This is a genomic window from Paenibacillus sp. SYP-B3998 (assembly GCF_010820665.1).
Lineage (GTDB): Bacteria > Bacillota > Bacilli > Paenibacillales > NBRC-103111 > Paenibacillus_E.
In genome coordinates this window covers 18,378-34,252 of record NZ_JAAIKC010000025.1, presented here as the reverse complement: position 1 = coordinate 34,252, position 15,875 = coordinate 18,378, and the positions used below count along the sequence as shown (strand labels likewise).

Here is a 15,875-nt window from a genome sequence, read left to right as displayed (position 1 = left end):
GTTGATAGGTTCGAGGTGGAAGCGCGGCAACGTGTGCAGCTGACGAATACTAATCGGTCGAGGGCTTAACCAAGAATGCTTTCCTAAGAAGCAGAGCGGCTGCGGTAACAAGCAGCAAGCGATTCACGCTTTACGCAAGTTTCGTATCTAGTTTTCAGGGAATAATCCTTGAAATTATTGATTCATTATTCCCTGATAGCTCAGTTGGTAGAGCACTCGACTGTTAATCGAGTTGTCACAGGTTCGAGTCCTGTTCGGGGAGCCATATGGAGAGGTGTCCGAGCTGGCCGAAGGAGCACGATTGGAAATCGTGTAGGCGTCACAAGCGTCTCGAGGGTTCGAATCCCTCTCTCTCCGCCACTATTTTAAAATGCAAGGCCCGTTGGTCAAGTGGTTAAGACACCTCCCTTTCACGGAGGTAACAGGGGTTCGAGTCCCCTACGGGTCACCATCTATATTCCCATGGAGGCTTAGCTCAGCTGGGAGAGCATCTGCCTTACAAGCAGAGGGTCGGCGGTTCGATCCCGTCAGCCTCCACCATTTTAAAATTATTATTGACGCGGGGTGGAGCAGCCCGGTAGCTCGTCGGGCTCATAACCCGAAGGCCGCAGGTTCAAATCCTGCCCCCGCAACCAACCTCTTAATTGAGGGGAATACTTTGTGTGGAGCCGTGGTGTAGAGGCCTAACATGCCTGCCTGTCACGCAGGAGACCGCGGGTTCGAATCCCGTCGGCTCCGCCATTTTTTCAAGAAAATCATACAAGGCTTGGTAGCTCAGTCGGTAGAGCAGAGGACTGAAAATCCTCGTGTCGGCGGTTCGATTCCGTCCCAAGCCACCATGAATATGTATACGCCGTTGTAGCTCAACTGGTAGAGCAACTGACTTGTAATCAGTAGGTTGGGGGTTCAAGTCCTCTCGACGGCACCAGCAATATGGAGGCTTAGTGAAGTGGCTAAACACGGCAGACTGTAAATCTGCTCTCTCCGAGTTCGGTGGTTCGAATCCATCAGCCTCCATTCCTTACCTATTTAGGGGCATAGTTTAAAGGTAGAACAAAGGTCTCCAAAACCTTTGGTGTGGGTTCAATTCCTGCTGCCCCTGCCAATTTCATATATGTGGCGGTCGTGGCGAAGGGGTTAACGCACTGGTTTGTGGATCCAGCATTCGCGGGTTCAAGTCCCGTCGTCCGCCCATTATCTCAAATTACCTATTGGGGATTAGCCAAGCGGTAAGGCAACGGACTTTGACTCCGTCATGCCAAGGTTCAAATCCTTGATCCCCAGTTTTATATGCGGAAGTGGCTCAGTGGTAGAGCATCGCCTTGCCAAGGCGAGGGTCGCGGGTTCGAACCCCGTCTTCCGCTCCATTTTACTTAGGCGCCATAGCCAAGTGGTAAGGCAGAGCTCTGCAAAAGCTTTACCCCCAGTTCGAATCTGGGTGGCGCCTCCACAATGAGCCGGAGTGGCGGAATCGGCAGACGCACAGGACTTAAAATCCTGCGGTAGGTGACTACCGTACCAGTTCAAGTCTGGTCTTCGGCACCATTATTTACAAATCTCATATGCCGGCATGGCGGAATGGCAGACGCGCTCGACTCAAAATCGAGTCCGAAAGGGTGGAGGTTCGAGTCCTCTTGCCGGTATTGAGTAAAAAAGTGTATGAAATCATTTGATTTCATACACTTTTTTGTTAATTTCTGAAGATAGGAAATTTAGTATGGTATTTAGGAAACTAGAGTAATTTGAATTATGGCTTCATCGGTTTCGTAGAAGATACTAAAGGTTCGAAGTTGGGTATTTTTATTACTTTTAAAGATCTAGCTTGGCAATAATGCTGATGAATTTGTTAGAGCTAGAGAAAACTGAGATCAACTTCGGTATTTAAGGACTGCCTCCATTATATGAAAATTTTCAATAACATTAGCAACCAATGCAATAAAAACTATGTTTTGGCAAAAAATTGTTTAATAATTATTAAGTATAAATTGTGAACGGTTATAAGAAGAATGAACAGTACAAGATCAGCTTAAGAGAAACGAACAACCACAATCACCAGCAACAACGCTCATATGGTCAGCCTCACGCACAAAAATACTGTCGAAATGGAAGAGAGACCTTACTATCCTATGGGGCTGAAGGGTTTTTGATTGGGGGATGTACCTATTTGCAATCTTGATGTAAGGCAGGCTTAGGCATGTGCCTTTTTTCGTGAAAATGGCTTTTGTTCTGAACAAGAGATAGCAGCCTTCCATATGGTAGAAAATGAGGTTAAATTACCATGTGGAGGTGCAGGGACTATCGAGTACTTAGATATGTTAGCTAAGCTTGGGGTGGGCAACGCGCATCCTGGAGGATTTGGGGAAACGATCGAACAACTACAGAAATACCCAATTGCAAAGGGACAGCGTGTGTTAGAAGTGGGATGTGGGACAGGACGGACAGCATGCTTCTTAGCGGAGCAAGGTGCAGATGTCACCGCTATTGATATTCGTCCTGAAATGGTTGCAAAAGCGAAGAAGCGTGCAGATAAGCAAAATGTTCAGGTACAATTTATGGAAGGCGATGCGTGCCAACTGCCATTTGAGGACAATAGTTTTGATGTATTGTTGGTGGAGTCAGTAACTAATTTTGCAGATGCCAAGAAGGCTATGTCGCAATATTTGCGTGTATTGAAGCCACAAGGAAACTTGTATGATCGAGAAGTGATACGTATCAAAGAGATGACGCCTGAAATTCATGGCGCCATATGCAAGTTCTATGGGGTAAGTAAATTATATAGCATGGAGGAGTGGAAGGAGCTTCTGGAGAACAGTGGGTTCGTACAAGTGAATTTTTCAGGTGTACATCCGTTTCCGCAAACGATGTTTGAAGATCAGGTTCAGCATCCTGACCCTGTGCATTTATCTGATAAGCAATCGTTTATGGATCCGCGCATCTGGCAGATTACGGCACAGTATGACGAGCTTGTAAACAAGTACCATACCTACTTGGGTTATACATTGATGTTAGGTTCAAAGGAAATAGAAACGAAGTGACAAGCAGGAATTAGCTCCCTTGATGGCGAATTTTTTGAGAAAGATTATCATTGGGGGATGTCTCATTTGGATTTGGTTGAAATAAAAGAACTTATTTCGAATCGGAAGGCGAAAGAAATTTATGAACGGATCTGCCGCCAAGCTACGGTATCCAAAACGGATTTGCTTGATCAAAGTGGGATGACGGTCAGTACGCTAACGCGTTTGCTAGATGAACTTACGAGTCAAGGGCTTATTTTAGAATCTGGCTTTGGTGTATCCACAGGTGGCCGTAGGCCCATTCTGTACGAGAAGAATCCAAAATTCGCGTATGTATGGGGTTTGGAAATATCAAGAACATTGTCTAAGCTCGTTCTTGTCGATCTAGGTATGAATAAGATTGATTCTCGGATATGGGAAATGACGCCGGAAATGACGCCTGATGCGCTCATTACGCTTATTGTAAGTGAAGCCGAACGTATGCTTACGGAGCACAAGCTGGATAAATCGCTCATTCTTGGCTTAGGCATTGGAGCGGTCGGACCAGTAGACCGCTTAGCCGGTGTTATTTTGGAGCCATCCTATTTCCTAGCGAATGGTTGGAAGAACGTTGAAGTTTGCCGAATTCTTTCTGACAGGCTTGGTGTTCCCGCTTTGCTTGATAATGGAGCCAACACAGCGATATTAGCGGAATCATGGATTCAACGTTCGCAGAGCTTTAAGCATCTGCTTTATATCCATGCAGGAATCGGGGTACGTTCCTCCATGGTATCCGAGGGGAAGGTTCTGTATGGGGCCGTTGATATGGAGGGTTCCATCGGTCAAATGATTATTCAAACCGATGGCGTCCCCCATCGTGATGCATCGGGCAACTATGGAGCGCTTGAGTCTTATGCTTCGCTTTATGCTATTGAGAAGGCTGCAAGATCGGCTTTGAAAAAAGGCAGGGCGACGGTCTTGACACACTTCGTTGAGAGTCCGGAACAGCTAAAATATGTCCATGTGTTAGAAGCGCTAAAAAAGAATGATCCCCTTGTTGTGGAGATCATTACAGAAGCTGCTACGTATTTTGGCATTGGTCTTGCCAATTTGCTAAATATGCTGCACCCTGAGAAAGTGATTCTTGGGGGTCCACTCCTTGCAGGAGGGGACTTATTTTTCCAGACCGCTACGCAGGTTGCGATTAGAAAAACCTATTATTACCCCTCCTATCAAGTTGTTTTCAGCAAAGGGCAGCTAGGGGAAGAGGCGCTAGCGATGGGTGCAGCCGTCATGGTCATGAACCAACTGGTTAAATATTAGTGTTCTTCAGAAAATCTAGGAGTAAAGTGTTGAAAGCTTCTGGCTGCTCTAGCGGGGTCAAATGAGAGGCAGCAGGCAGCACGTGATAGCTTGAGCCTTTAATTTGATCAGCCATCTTTTTCATGACGCTAGGCGGTGTAATCGGATCTTCTTCGCCGACAATGACGAGCGTTGGTACGGCGATGGACGAAAGTAGATCAACGGAGTCGCCGCGGAAAGCCATCGCTAGGCTAGCATGAATAAGTCCCTCAGCAGGCATGGATCCCATGACAGTGTTCAACTCGTCCACGAGCTGAGGATCGCTTTGTCTGGTTTGCTCTGTAAGTAGTTTTGGTAGCATCACGTCTCTTGCGGCGGCAGGGCCTTTGTCATAAAGAGACACAGCCATGTTCAATCGATTTTTACGCCCATCCTGCCCGTCCGCTTCTGGCCGTGTATTCGCAAGCACAAGAGCAGAGAATCGTTCTGGTGCTTTACGTAAGAGAGAAAAGGCAATATATCCACCCATTGAGAAGCCGCCTAGTGCGGCTTTTTGTATATTCAGTTTGTCCATTAGCGCTAATACATCATCAGCGTACTGGTCCAAGGAAATATTGGAATCTGGTACATCGGATTGTCCCATGCCCCGCAAATCTGGTGCAATGACGCGATAAGCCGAGGATAAAGCCTCTATCTGCAACTTCCACATTTGATGATCGAGCGGAAACCCATGAAGTAAAATGACAGGAGTCCCTTGGCCCTGTTCTTCCACATAGAGATTCGCATTGTTTATAGTTAATTTCATTTAATCTCACACTCCTTTTTGTAGTCATGGAATTGTTTACCTTGTTTTATCCTACACGAATAGCAGTGGGATAGCTCTACCTAATTTATAACCAGAACTGTCATATAGTAAACGGGAAACCGATGAACATGAAAAAGAAGGAAATGTTATTCGCTCTAGGGGTGAAATGCTACGGCAGCGTGTATAGCGCGTTGGGGTTGATCACCGCCATGCGGCGGCGCTACAACGCGCACCCAGGATTCGCGCGCGTTGGGCTAGTATGATTTATTCATCATACAACAAATTTCGCACAGATATTACTATTAAACGCTTATTATGTAGAATAATATCGAAAAAGTTATGTCATTACAATTTCATTATGGTTAACTCATACTTCTCTAACAATTGATTGGTATTCTCAAATTAACTAGCATCTTACAACCATTTAACGGCAATGACATCACATACAGATAAAAGAAATGGGGTCGTTTAAATGACAAAAAAACCATGGTCCACGCAAGAATTAGATAAATTGATTCGCCTTTCCTCTGAATGTCCACCTGTTATAATTGCTAGAGAGTTATCCCGACCAGTAACATCGGTGCGGAAGAAGATGCGTGAAATCGGTGTTAGTTATGTAACCGGTGAACAATGGAAAAAACGACAAATTCAGTACCTCATTTCCGATGAAGGTGGGACTTACAGAAATAACTTAAAGCAAACATCAAATGAAAATGAGTTTGAATCTCCGGTATTAGATGAGTTTTGGAATACATTAGTCATCATGGCTAGAGTAGCAAAAAAAAGAGGGAAGCGTGTAGATGTGCTTTCATTCATAGATACTTATCGCAAAATTCGAGTTGGTGGTTAACATCGCTCATGAACTAAAAGGTGAAATCTGTTATAAAGAGATTTTACCTTTTTCTTTTGTTCATATCCTCCTAAAATGAGAGTATCAGCAACTTAGGGAGGCCGTATGAACAAAATTCCACTATATTCTTTGATGCTTAAGTATGACACGGCTATATGGGTTAGAGTAATAGGTACAATCCTTACTTCGTTAGCAGGTTTTATGATGAGGCCATATTTAGTTTATTATTTATACGATAAGCTAGATGGTTCAATTATGTTATCCATGCTAATTGTCGGATTGCAACCATTGTGTGGGATCTTCGTTAATTTGTATGCAGGGGGACTAAGTGATCGCTATGGGCGCAAACCGCTGATGCTCGCAGCGCTTATCATTCAGGCATTCGCCATCGGAGGCTATCTGTTTGCAGATCATGTATGGGCGTTTGCCATCATCTCGATTATTAACGGGATCGGACATGCGATGTTTGGACCGGCGGCGAGTGCTCAGATTACTGACGTAGTACCAGAGGAGAAACGAGCAGAAGTATTCGCACTACTGCATACCGCGTTGAATATGGGCTCAGCGTTCGGTCCGCTTATCGGACTATTGTTGTTCACGTGGAATCCAACCATTATTTTTCTAACTTGTTCGCTGGCTCTCTTCGCCTATGCTTTGTTAGTTTTCTTGAAAATTCCTGAGACAATGCCTGCGAAGAATGCCGATCAGCAAGCTGTTTCAAGCCAAAAGAAAAAAGTTAGATGGCTAGATCACAAGCCGCTGCTTTGGATTACTTTATTAGGGTTGCCCGTCTCGCTGCTGTATGCACAGGTAGAATCAACATTCCCTTTGCATTTGCAAAGTAATTTCGAAAATTATAAGTCTGTGTTTGCGATGATGATTACCTTTAATGGACTTGTAGTTATTGCACTTCAACTGTGGATTGCCAAGCGAACAGAGCACATTTCAGCCTTCTTGGTTATTGCGGTATCGTACTCATTATTCGCTGTTGTAGCACTTGGATACGGATTTGTTCCTTTTATTGCACTTCTTCTTATTATTGAGTTTTTATTCACCATCGGTGAAATGTTATATGGTCCACATATTCAAAAGGTGATTTCGGTTATTGCGCCAGAGGAACAAAGAGGCTGGTACTTTTCCGTACACGGAATGAACTGGCAAGTGTCACGTGCAGTTGGCCCTGTGTTAGGGGGGCTCATATTCAGCCATTTTGGAGGAGCGTTCATGTTTGCTGCGTTAAGTGTGGTTATTGTCATTACAGGGATTGCACAGACAATGTACATTCGTAAATTGCACCAAAAGCAAGCTGAGCCGCCGGCAGAGATGGCCCTGCAAAACTAAGGATAAAGAAGCTCCTCCAGAAATGGTGGAGCTTTATGTTATTTTCATACATTCGTAAGCTTCGTCAGGTATAATAAGACCAAAACTCGAGGAGGTAAGGCTTATAGGTTCTCTCCCGAGCGTACTGGTGGTAGATGACGAACCGAATATCATTGACGGCACCGTCTATTTGGAACGAGAAGGCTATCAGGTGGTGTCAGCCGCAAATGGAAATGATAAGCAGGTTGCGCTAAGAGAACAATAAGTGTTTGAAGAAGGAAGTGAGTGAAATGAATTCGAAGCGAGGTTGGCTGAAACAATCCTTTGGTAAACGATTGAATCGTATTCATAGCTGGAATGCCTGGATTCTCTTGCTGTTGACAGCGACAGGAATTGTGCTTAGCTTTGGGGCAATACGGGGGGATTTAGGCATTTTTCGCGTGTCGCTTAAGCAGTTGCATATTTATCTTGGTGTTGCTTCTGTACTGCTCATCATTCTTTATACGCCTATGATTCGCAAGCATTGGCACCAAATTCGCGGAAGCGGCAACCAACGCGCGAATCTGGTGTTCGTGCTTGCGCTCCTACTCGGCTGGGGCGCATCTGGTGTGGTGCTGTGGCAGTTCCGTCACCTGCCGCCAGCATGGAACAATAAGGCACTCCTCCTTCATGATCTGCTAACCTGGGTCGGAGTGCCGTATGCCATTTATCATGCCGTCTCGCGCAGCAGATGGCTCAAGCGTCAGCAGCGGCTTGACCAAGCCGCTGCAACGGCAAGACCGCCTGCGCAGTCGGCGGTTAAGACCTCAGACGCCGTCGATATGGCGGCTGTCCAACAACCCGTGGCGGTCGCAGGCCCCACGACGGAGCGGACGGCAGCGCAGGCGGTAATCGCCGCGCTGAAAGAATCCTCGATCACGCGCGCTTCCTTCCTGCGGCTAGCCGCAGGGCTGTTGCTCGTGATCGCGGTCGGCCCTGCCTTTTACAGTTGGGTAAAAGGCGCTTTTGATACCAGCGGCGAGACAACCGCCGAGGTCGCCGCATTAGACGGCAATAGCATGCTGCCGCCACCAGCGCCACTACCGGATTCCGCCGCTGTCGTTGGCGGTGGGACGAAGGGTAATTTCCGAATTTATACGGTAACGGATATTCCAACTTTTTCGTCGGATACGTGGAAGTTTGCTGTTTCGGGGCTTGTGGATCGTCCGAGTGCGTTGAGTTGGGAACAGTTTTTGAAGTTGGAGCGTGTCGTACAGGTGAGCGATTTCCATTGTGTGACAGGTTGGTCGGTTTACAAATGCACATGGGAAGGCATCCCGCTTAAGCAGTTACTGGCTGCTGCGGGCGTACAATCTTCTGCTAAATTCGTTAAATTCTATTCGGGTGATAGGGTGTACACCGATGCATTATCATTGGATCAAGCGGGGATGGATGATGTCTTGGTTGCTGTTCTTATGGATGGCAAACCGATTCCTCAGAAGCTTGGCGGTCCAGTCCGGTTAGTTGTCCCCCAAATGTATGCCTATAAATCGGTCAAGTGGTTGCAGGGTATTGAGCTGATCGATAAGCCACACATGGGCTATTGGGAAGTAAGAGGGTACGATAATGATGCTTGGGTCAATCGTGCATAAGCTCTGAAACGAATCTCTCTTTTAGTCGTGATACTTGGTTAAAGGTACGCTATGAACTTCCTGACTTTCATAGACGTTTTTGGTATAGTAGATGCTAAGAAGGTTCTGGGAAAAGAGGGCTTATGAATGGAAATTGTATCAGTGAACGTGGGGTTACCCCAAACTATTGTGTATCAAGGGAAAGAGCTGGTTACGGGGATATTTAAAACGCCAATCAGCTCATCTTTGTATGTGTCCAAGGTTCAGTTGGATGGAGACGGGCAGGCTGACTTAGTCTATCATGGAGGCGAAGATAAAGCGCTTTGTGTATATAGCATGGAGCATTACACGTATTGGGAGCAGAAGCTGAATAGGAAGATGGAGCTTGGTGCATTCGGAGAAAATGTAACGGTGCGGGGCCTGTTGGAAGAAGAAGTTTGCATCGGAGATACTTTCGAAATTGGCGAGGCGATCGTGCAAATTTCTCAGCCTCGTCAACCTTGTCATAAGCTGGCGAAACGGTACGATGTTGTGGATTTGGTAGTTCAAGTGCAGGATACGGGCTATACAGGATATTATTTTAGGGTGATAAAAGAGGGGATGATACCCGTGCAGCCCCAGATTAAGCTTATGACTAGGCATGAAGCAGGTGTAACGGTGGCTTATGCGAATCATATTAAATATCATGATAAAAAGAACCTTGAAGCCGTGGAGCGAATTTTGGCTGTGGATGCTTTATCCGCCAGTTGGAAAGATTCTTTCGTCAAACGATTGGCTGACTTGCAGTCATGATGACGGGTGTCATCTTAGCTGGCGGGCTGAATCGAAGAATGGACGGGAAATTGAAGGCCCTTCTACAGATTGGCGAAGAACCCCTGCTTCTCAAACAGCTACTGGAAATGAGCTTGTTATGTAAGCAAGTGCTTATCGTTACGAATGTCGCTGATGCATTATCACCTGTGGTTGAAAGGTTCAGGGAGCTCTACCACGGAGAAATGGATATCCACTATATCCATGATCGTTTTGTGCAAGCTGGGCCTCTGGGAGGCCTTCATGCGGCTTGTTTAACCAAATTGGAGTCTTTAATGTGGGTAGTCGGTTGTGATATGCCTCTTGTATCCGCAGCTGCTGCTAAGGCTATGGGGGAGCGCTGTTTGGAAGCGGGCTGTAAGGCGGTCATTCCAGTCATTGAGGGACGTGTACATCCGCTGCACGGTATTTACTCACCTCTGGTCGGTGCTGCTGCGGGAGATTTGCTAACTCAGGGGAATCACCGTTTGATGGGGTTACTTGACCAGATTGACTGGATAGCCGTAGAGCAGGATTTTTTTATGGAAAAAGGCATTTCTGTGGAATTCGTAATGAATTTAAACACGCCCGAAGCCTATCTAAAGTTTTTAACGGGTTACTGAAAGTAAGACATAAATGAAGCCTTTTTTCCAGCTGTAAACGAATCTAGGATGCTAGGTTTTTGTCAGAAAATATGCCATAATGGTCATAGAGAGAAGGTGAACTCCTATGCCGAAACTGCTAGTTGATCGATTTGGACGGATGCACGATTACTTGCGTATATCTGTCACGGATCGTTGTAATTTACGTTGTGTTTACTGCATGCCCGAAGAGGGAATGGAGTTTGAACCAGACGATAAGCTGATGACTTTTGATGAAATTACTGATGTTGTCCGTGTATTAGCTAGGCTTGGTGTACGTAAGCTGAGATTGACTGGTGGAGAACCCCTAGTCCGTAAAAATCTGGAGCAGCTGATCGGTATGCTTTCCCGGATTCCAGGCATTGAGGACATTGCGCTAACGACTAACGGTATTTACTTTGCCTCGCGTGCTGAAAAGCTGCGCGCTGCAGGGTTAACCCGTGTGAATATTAGTTTGGATTCTTTAAAAGCGGATAGGTTCTCTTTTATTACAAGAGGTGGAGATATTCGTCGAGTTCTGGATAGTATCGAAGCTGCCTATAAGGCAGGGATCACCCCTATTAAGCTGAATGTTGTTCTGATGAAGGGGATTAACGATGACGAAATCGAAGACTTCTTGCAAATGACGCTAGACCGTCCGATTCAGGTTCGTTTTATTGAATACATGCCTATTGGTCATCAAGACGAAGAGTGGAAAAACCGCTATTTATCGTTGTCGACGGTGTTGGATCGCTGCGCGGGTAAAGGTTGGCAAGCAGTCCCATCTGAAGCTGTGTATGGAAATGGACCGGCTCAAAATTATCGAATTGCGGGGGCAATAGGTTCGTTTGGTCTCATACACCCTATAAGCGACCACTTTTGCGAGACTTGTAATCGGCTGCGGATTACGGCGGATGGGAACGTAAAGCCGTGCTTGTATTGGTCTGATGAATTCAATGTTCGTAAATATATCGGTGATGATACAGCGGTGGAGGATTTATTTTTCCGCGCATTGGATATCAAGCCACAAAATCATGAGATGGCGCAAGCGCTATTGGATCAAGAACAGTCACATAGGCCGACGCTGCGCCGAATGTCTCAAATTGGCGGCTAGGCTACGGGAGGAATAGACGCTTGTGAGCAGTGACAACAATTTGAAATTTGGGCGTAACGTAATAACTGTTGAAGAAGCTCGAGCTTCTCTGCGCGAGCATGCAGCGCTTATGGTTACTGAATCCATTCCGTTAGCTTCATCTTTTGGAAGAAGTCTGGCTGTAGATGTTCATGCAGAGCATCCTGTCCCGCACTTCAGGAGATCAGGCGTAGATGGCTACGCGGTACGATCGGAAGATATTCGTCAGGCTGGCTGGGATACACCAGTAACACTTACGGTTATTGAGCGTATTCCCAGCGGAACTGTACCTCAGTATAGAGTAGGTTCTGGCAATGCATCGCGCATCATGACGGGAGCCCCTGTACCTGATGGTGCAGACACGGTTGTGATGCTAGAGATGACTGATTCCTTAACGGATAAAGGACAACTGAATTTTGTAAAGGTGAAAAAAGCTTTGCCCGCTGGAAGCAATATAACCCCCATCGCAGGCGAGATTGCGAATGGGGATTTTTTGTTGGAGCGAGGCAGTTTAATAGGACCGGGAGAAGCGGCGCTGCTTGCGACCTTCGGATATAATGAAGTTCCCGTATACCGTAAGCCGCAAGTAGCCATCTTCTCTACAGGTTCAGAGTTGCTCAATGTTCAAGATGATCTGGTGCCTGGACGCATTCGCAATAGTAACGGCTATATGTTGGCCGCGCAAGTTGAAGCAGCAGGCGGTTTGGCTCAGCTTATGCCTCCGCTCTCAGATGATGTGAAGCAAGTGAGGGCTGCGCTAGAGGAAGCGCTGGGACAAGCTGATTTGGTTGTTACCTCCGGGGGTGTTTCTGTCGGGGATTATGATGTGCTCGTGGATGTATTTGGCCGTTTCGAGGGTGACTTATTGTTCAACAAGGTGGCAATGCGACCAGGAACTCCAACAAGCGGAGCTCTTTGGAAGGGTAGATTATTACTGGCTTTATCCGGGAATCCAGGTGCTTCATTTGTTGGATTTGAGCTCTTTGTCAAGCCGCTGATTAAGGTTATGCTGGGATGCTCGACCCCGTATCCCGAACCAGTTTCTGCAAGTTTAGATGCTGATTATGATAAAGCATCGGCTTATCCGCGCTATGTGAGAGGAACGAAACATGTAGTGAATGGATGCCTGTGGGCCAGGCCTGCTGGGATTGATAAATCTAGCATTATGGTGTCGATTAAAGATGCAGACTGTTTGATTTGGTTGCCTGCAGGTGGACAAGGCTTTCAAAGAGGCGATCGTGTTTTAATCTACAGCATCTAAAACGCGTTTATAGGTAATCTAATGCTTCTCCTTCCGAACTTACAAGCCGCATGCGGGTTATCGCATTGCGGCTTTTTTACTTTTAATGTAACTCCCATATAATCTTTCCCAGCCCAGAACGTTATTGTATTTGTGACGGATTTGACCCATGCGGTTTGGGAAGCTTGATCCCAAGTCACTTGGGTGCCAATATTTCAAAATGGTTTATTATTCCACACAAGTAATTTTGCGAAGTATATAATAGGGGGAGACAGCCATGACTTGCTGTACAAAAAAAGTCGGACAACACGGCAAATTACCGAACCCGAACAGCTAAATCGAGTATCGGATCTAAGCAGCCTTGGCGGCTAATTTGCTAAAAGATTAAATTAATCATAATGAGGTGAAAGAAAATGAATGGTATACGTACTTTAAAACAAGAGGAGCTCTTGGAGAGCTTCTCACTGGCTGAGTTTGCTTTTCAATTTGAGCTTACCTCAGGGGAAAGAGCAGAACGGGTGGAGAAGACCGATCCCAATCAAATTTCGGGATATTTTGTTGATGGGACTTTGGCTGCCCAATTGACGATTCTTAATTGTTATACTTGGCTAAATGGTCAATGCTTCGCGATGGGCGGGATTGCTGGAGTAGCTACATGGCCAGAGTACAGAAGGAACGGGATGGTTGGTCAGCTCCTAGTACAGGCTCTGAAGACAATGAAAGAGCAAGGGCAAACGGTATCGTTTTTGTCTCCTTTTAAGTTCGAGTTTTATCGAAAATATGGTTGGGAAACTTATATAGATTTTTTGAAATACGAGATCCCAGCGGACAAACTGCCCAAGTTCCAAATAACTGAAGGTGGTAAAATTGTTCGAGTGTCGAAAGATTGGGAGCTTTTGAATCCGATATATGAGGAACATGCTGTTCGCTATAACGGGATGCTCAAGCGAGATGAACAATGGTGGAATCAGCGCTATTTCAAGTTTAAAAAAGGGACGGCAGCGCTTTATTGCAATTCCCAAGGAGAACACAGAGGGTATGTATTCTATCAGGTAAAGGATAAAGTAGCGACAATACATGAAATGGTGTTTCTTGATGAGGAAGCAAGACGCGGTTTATGGAAATTTATTGCAGATCATGACTCTATGATCGATAAAGTAGAGTTAAATGCGCCGGTGGACGACGCGCTTCCATTCCTTACGCATGATCCCAAATTCAAGCAGGAGAAGATTGCGTATTTCTCTGCTAGAATCGTGGATGTGCAAACGTTCCTTACCCAATACTCTTTTGCGGCTCGTGAACAAGCCACGTCTCTTTATCTCCATATTTCCGACTCCCATGCGGAGTGGAATAACGGTATATATGTATTGGAAATTGCTGCAAAGGGAAAAGAAGCTGTTGTTACGAAGTTATCCGAAGGGGAGTCCCTATCTGGCTATGACATTCTTAGCTGCACCATTCAAACCCTTTCAGCATTGCTTATTGGGTATCAGAAGGCTGGTTTCCTGTCCAAGATCGGTCGTTTACAGGGGACACCTGAGCTTGTAAGTAAATTCGAAGCCGCTATCCCTGTGCGGACAACCTATCTAAGTGATTTCTTTTAAGATCGTGAAGTAAATGATAACACTGCAAAAATGGCTGCAAATCATACCGGAAATTAAATAACGCAATTCTCTGAAACGGCTAAAACAAGAATTTGGGCAATAGATCTTTGGTTGAGAGGAAGAGATAGGCATCTTGAACATCGAATGGATAGTCTGAAAAAGAGACCGCTAGCGGGGGCTTCAGTGGTAAATGAATCACAAGCCCGTTTGTTGGCGGTTCTAATTTCAGCTGGCTTGCAAGTGCAAGTTTTAGCAGCATGAGCTCACTTTTTTACCTTCGAGATCAAATCTGTGACGGTTAAAAATTGGTAGCCTTGTTTCTTGAGTTCTGGCAGCACGATTTTCAATGCCTCCACAGTTTGTGTGCAATCGCCTGCTAAATCGTGAAACAAGATAATATCTCCATTGTGAATGTTGCTTAGCACAGAATTTACAATTTTATCAACGCCTGGCTTTTTCCAGTCTTTGGTGTCTTGATACCACGACCACATAACGACCGTAAAACGGTCCTGCTTAGCAAGCTCGATTAGCGATTGATCATAAAACCCGCCTGGCGGCCGAAAAACATGTGGCGTCTGTTCCGTAATATCAAAAATGATATCCTGCGTCTGCTCAATTTCTTCCTTTAACTTACTGGGGCTGACATGTTTGAGGAAATGATGATCGTAAGTATGATTAGCGATTTCATGACCTTCGTTCACTTCGCGAATAGCGATTTGGGGATACATCTGGACGCGTTTACCAAGCACGAAAAAGGTTGCCTTTGCTTCATATTGTTTAAGCACATCGAGTATTTGAGGGGTATAATCGGGATTTGGTCCGTCGTCGAAGGTAAGAGCAACGAGTTTGTGGTCGGTATCTACGTTCCACACAACTTTAGTTTGTGGAACAGGCATAGCTGCTGTGGCAAATATCACAATGGCAGTAAGCTGAATCGCTGTTAGTGCTCCTTGTAATGTTCGATGCATAGAAGTTGTTCCCTCCTAAATAAATGGTGCTAGAGGGTTAGTTTCTGGTATGGCAAAAGAACCTATACAGAAAAACAGCATGCTAATTATGGTAGGAAAAAGGAAAGGGAAACTTTGGCTATAAATCCAATTGGATTTATAGGATTTATAAGGATAAATTTTAATGATAACATAAAGTATATGACGGATGCAAGAAAAAGATTGAATAATAGACATGATTATAGTATCTTGTAAAAAGAGGAAAAAGAAAGGAGGAATAAGCGATGGAAAAAATGTGTATGCAAATGATGATGAACATGTGTGCGGAAGATATGATGAGCCGCATGAAATCAATGAAAATGATGATGGGCAGCATGATGGAAATGAACATGATGGATTGTATCGATATGGATCAAATGATGGCAAGCATGCAAGAATGCGATGAAATGATGACCATGATGATGAACATGATGCGCGAAATAAAAACAACAACGGTATAATTCTTGTAAGGCATTACGCATAAGAATCTCCCAAATTCTTATGGTAGTTAAAAAAGGAATTTTCTGCTAACCAGTCAACTGGTGCGGACTTCATACTTAACCTTCATGGCAAAGCAGTCATCTGTATGCCATATTCTTCTCTTTACACTCCAAACGCTACTTT

Annotated in this window: 13 protein-coding genes and 16 tRNA genes; 27 read left to right on the top strand and 2 right to left on the bottom strand. The window is 45.3% G+C overall.

The annotated features are described in order from the left end of the window. Positions 1 to 189 precede the first annotated feature (189 nt). From GK047_RS28510 to GK047_RS28425, 18 genes are all read left to right on the top strand, one after another. A tRNA-Asn gene (locus tag GK047_RS28510) sits at positions 190 to 265 on the top strand. Between the two features lie 3 nt (positions 266 to 268). Beyond that, positions 269 to 360 (top strand) — tRNA-Ser (locus tag GK047_RS28505). Between the two features lie 16 nt (positions 361 to 376). Further along, positions 377 to 451 (top strand) — tRNA-Glu (locus GK047_RS28500). 13 nt (positions 452 to 464) lie between these two features. Further along, positions 465 to 540, top strand: a tRNA-Val gene (locus tag GK047_RS28495). An 18-nt stretch (positions 541 to 558) separates the two neighbouring features. After that, positions 559 to 635 (top strand) — tRNA-Met (locus tag GK047_RS28490). Between the two features lie 29 nt (positions 636 to 664). Continuing rightward, a tRNA-Asp gene (locus tag GK047_RS28485) sits at positions 665 to 741 on the top strand. A gap of 22 nt (positions 742 to 763) precedes the next feature. Beyond that, positions 764 to 839, top strand: a tRNA-Phe gene (locus tag GK047_RS28480). Positions 840 to 852: 13 nt separating this feature from the next. Next, a tRNA-Thr gene (locus GK047_RS28475) sits at positions 853 to 928 on the top strand. 7 nt (positions 929 to 935) lie between these two features. Beyond that, positions 936 to 1,017: transfer RNA gene (locus GK047_RS28470), tRNA-Tyr, on the top strand. Positions 1,018 to 1,031: 14 nt separating this feature from the next. Next, positions 1,032 to 1,105 (top strand) — tRNA-Trp (locus tag GK047_RS28465). Between the two features lie 14 nt (positions 1,106 to 1,119). Next, positions 1,120 to 1,192 (top strand) — tRNA-His (locus GK047_RS28460). 20 nt (positions 1,193 to 1,212) lie between these two features. Continuing rightward, a tRNA-Gln gene (locus GK047_RS28455) sits at positions 1,213 to 1,284 on the top strand. A gap of 8 nt (positions 1,285 to 1,292) precedes the next feature. Further along, a tRNA-Gly gene (locus GK047_RS28450) sits at positions 1,293 to 1,367 on the top strand. 9 nt (positions 1,368 to 1,376) lie between these two features. Next, a tRNA-Cys gene (locus tag GK047_RS28445) sits at positions 1,377 to 1,450 on the top strand. Between the two features lie 6 nt (positions 1,451 to 1,456). Beyond that, positions 1,457 to 1,545 (top strand) — tRNA-Leu (locus tag GK047_RS28440). Positions 1,546 to 1,564: 19 nt separating this feature from the next. Beyond that, positions 1,565 to 1,643 (top strand) — tRNA-Leu (locus GK047_RS28435). Positions 1,644 to 2,252: 609 nt separating this feature from the next. Continuing rightward, positions 2,253 to 3,035, top strand: a complete 783-nt coding sequence (locus GK047_RS28430; RefSeq protein WP_163954071.1) for a class I SAM-dependent methyltransferase — start codon at positions 2,253 to 2,255, stop codon at positions 3,033 to 3,035. Between the two features lie 57 nt (positions 3,036 to 3,092). Then, positions 3,093 to 4,316 (top strand): ROK family protein, encoded by a 1,224-nt coding sequence (locus GK047_RS28425; RefSeq protein WP_163954069.1) that lies wholly within the window; start codon positions 3,093 to 3,095, stop codon positions 4,314 to 4,316. Here the strand turns inward: GK047_RS28425 and GK047_RS28420 are convergent. Continuing rightward, complete coding sequence (locus GK047_RS28420; RefSeq protein WP_163954067.1) at positions 4,306 to 5,100, bottom strand: alpha/beta fold hydrolase; 795 nt, start codon at positions 5,098 to 5,100, stop codon at positions 4,306 to 4,308. The two genes, GK047_RS28425 and GK047_RS28420, sit on opposite strands and share 11 nt — an antisense overlap. A 472-nt stretch (positions 5,101 to 5,572) precedes the next feature. Here GK047_RS28420 and GK047_RS28415 point away from each other — a divergent pair, with 472 nt between their 5' ends. From GK047_RS28415 to GK047_RS28375, 8 genes are all read left to right on the top strand, one after another. Then, positions 5,573 to 5,950: a hypothetical protein gene (locus tag GK047_RS28415; RefSeq protein WP_163954065.1), complete on the top strand. Its 378-nt coding sequence runs from the start codon at positions 5,573 to 5,575 to the stop codon at positions 5,948 to 5,950. Positions 5,951 to 6,055: 105 nt separating this feature from the next. Then, on the top strand, positions 6,056 to 7,291 hold the full coding sequence (locus GK047_RS28410; RefSeq protein WP_163954063.1) for an MDR family MFS transporter: 1,236 nt from the start codon (positions 6,056 to 6,058) through the stop codon (positions 7,289 to 7,291). A gap of 269 nt (positions 7,292 to 7,560) precedes the next feature. Beyond that, a complete protein-coding gene (locus GK047_RS28400) occupies positions 7,561 to 8,901 on the top strand; it encodes a molybdopterin-dependent oxidoreductase (protein ID WP_163954059.1) in 1,341 nt (446 codons plus the stop codon). Between the two features lie 126 nt (positions 8,902 to 9,027). Next, positions 9,028 to 9,672 (top strand): MOSC domain-containing protein, encoded by a 645-nt coding sequence (locus GK047_RS28395; protein ID WP_163954057.1) that lies wholly within the window; start codon positions 9,028 to 9,030, stop codon positions 9,670 to 9,672. Continuing rightward, positions 9,669 to 10,292 carry a molybdenum cofactor guanylyltransferase gene (mobA, locus tag GK047_RS28390; RefSeq protein WP_163954055.1) on the top strand — a complete coding sequence of 208 codons (624 nt, stop codon included), beginning with the start codon at positions 9,669 to 9,671 and terminating at the stop codon, positions 10,290 to 10,292. Before GK047_RS28395 ends, mobA begins: the two co-directional genes overlap by 4 nt. 106 nt (positions 10,293 to 10,398) lie before the next feature. Beyond that, positions 10,399 to 11,403, top strand: a complete 1,005-nt coding sequence (moaA, locus tag GK047_RS28385) for a GTP 3',8-cyclase MoaA (RefSeq protein ID WP_163954053.1) — start codon at positions 10,399 to 10,401, stop codon at positions 11,401 to 11,403. 22 nt (positions 11,404 to 11,425) lie between these two features. Continuing rightward, positions 11,426 to 12,682 carry a molybdopterin molybdotransferase MoeA gene (locus GK047_RS28380; RefSeq protein WP_346010404.1) on the top strand — a complete coding sequence of 419 codons (1,257 nt, stop codon included), beginning with the start codon at positions 11,426 to 11,428 and terminating at the stop codon, positions 12,680 to 12,682. A gap of 392 nt (positions 12,683 to 13,074) precedes the next feature. Next, entirely contained in the window at positions 13,075 to 14,265 is a 1,191-nt protein-coding gene (locus tag GK047_RS28375) for a GNAT family N-acetyltransferase (protein WP_163954051.1), read from the top strand. Positions 14,266 to 14,528: 263 nt separating this feature from the next. Here the strand turns inward: GK047_RS28375 and GK047_RS28365 are convergent, their stop codons facing one another. After that, on the bottom strand, positions 14,529 to 15,233 hold the full coding sequence (locus GK047_RS28365; RefSeq protein WP_163954047.1) for a polysaccharide deacetylase family protein: 705 nt from the start codon (positions 15,231 to 15,233) through the stop codon (positions 14,529 to 14,531). A gap of 263 nt (positions 15,234 to 15,496) precedes the next feature. Between GK047_RS28365 and GK047_RS28360 the strand changes: the two genes are divergently transcribed. After that, positions 15,497 to 15,712: a hypothetical protein gene (locus GK047_RS28360; protein WP_163954045.1), complete on the top strand. Its 216-nt coding sequence runs from the start codon at positions 15,497 to 15,499 to the stop codon at positions 15,710 to 15,712. The last annotated feature ends 163 nt before the right edge of the window (positions 15,713 to 15,875 follow it).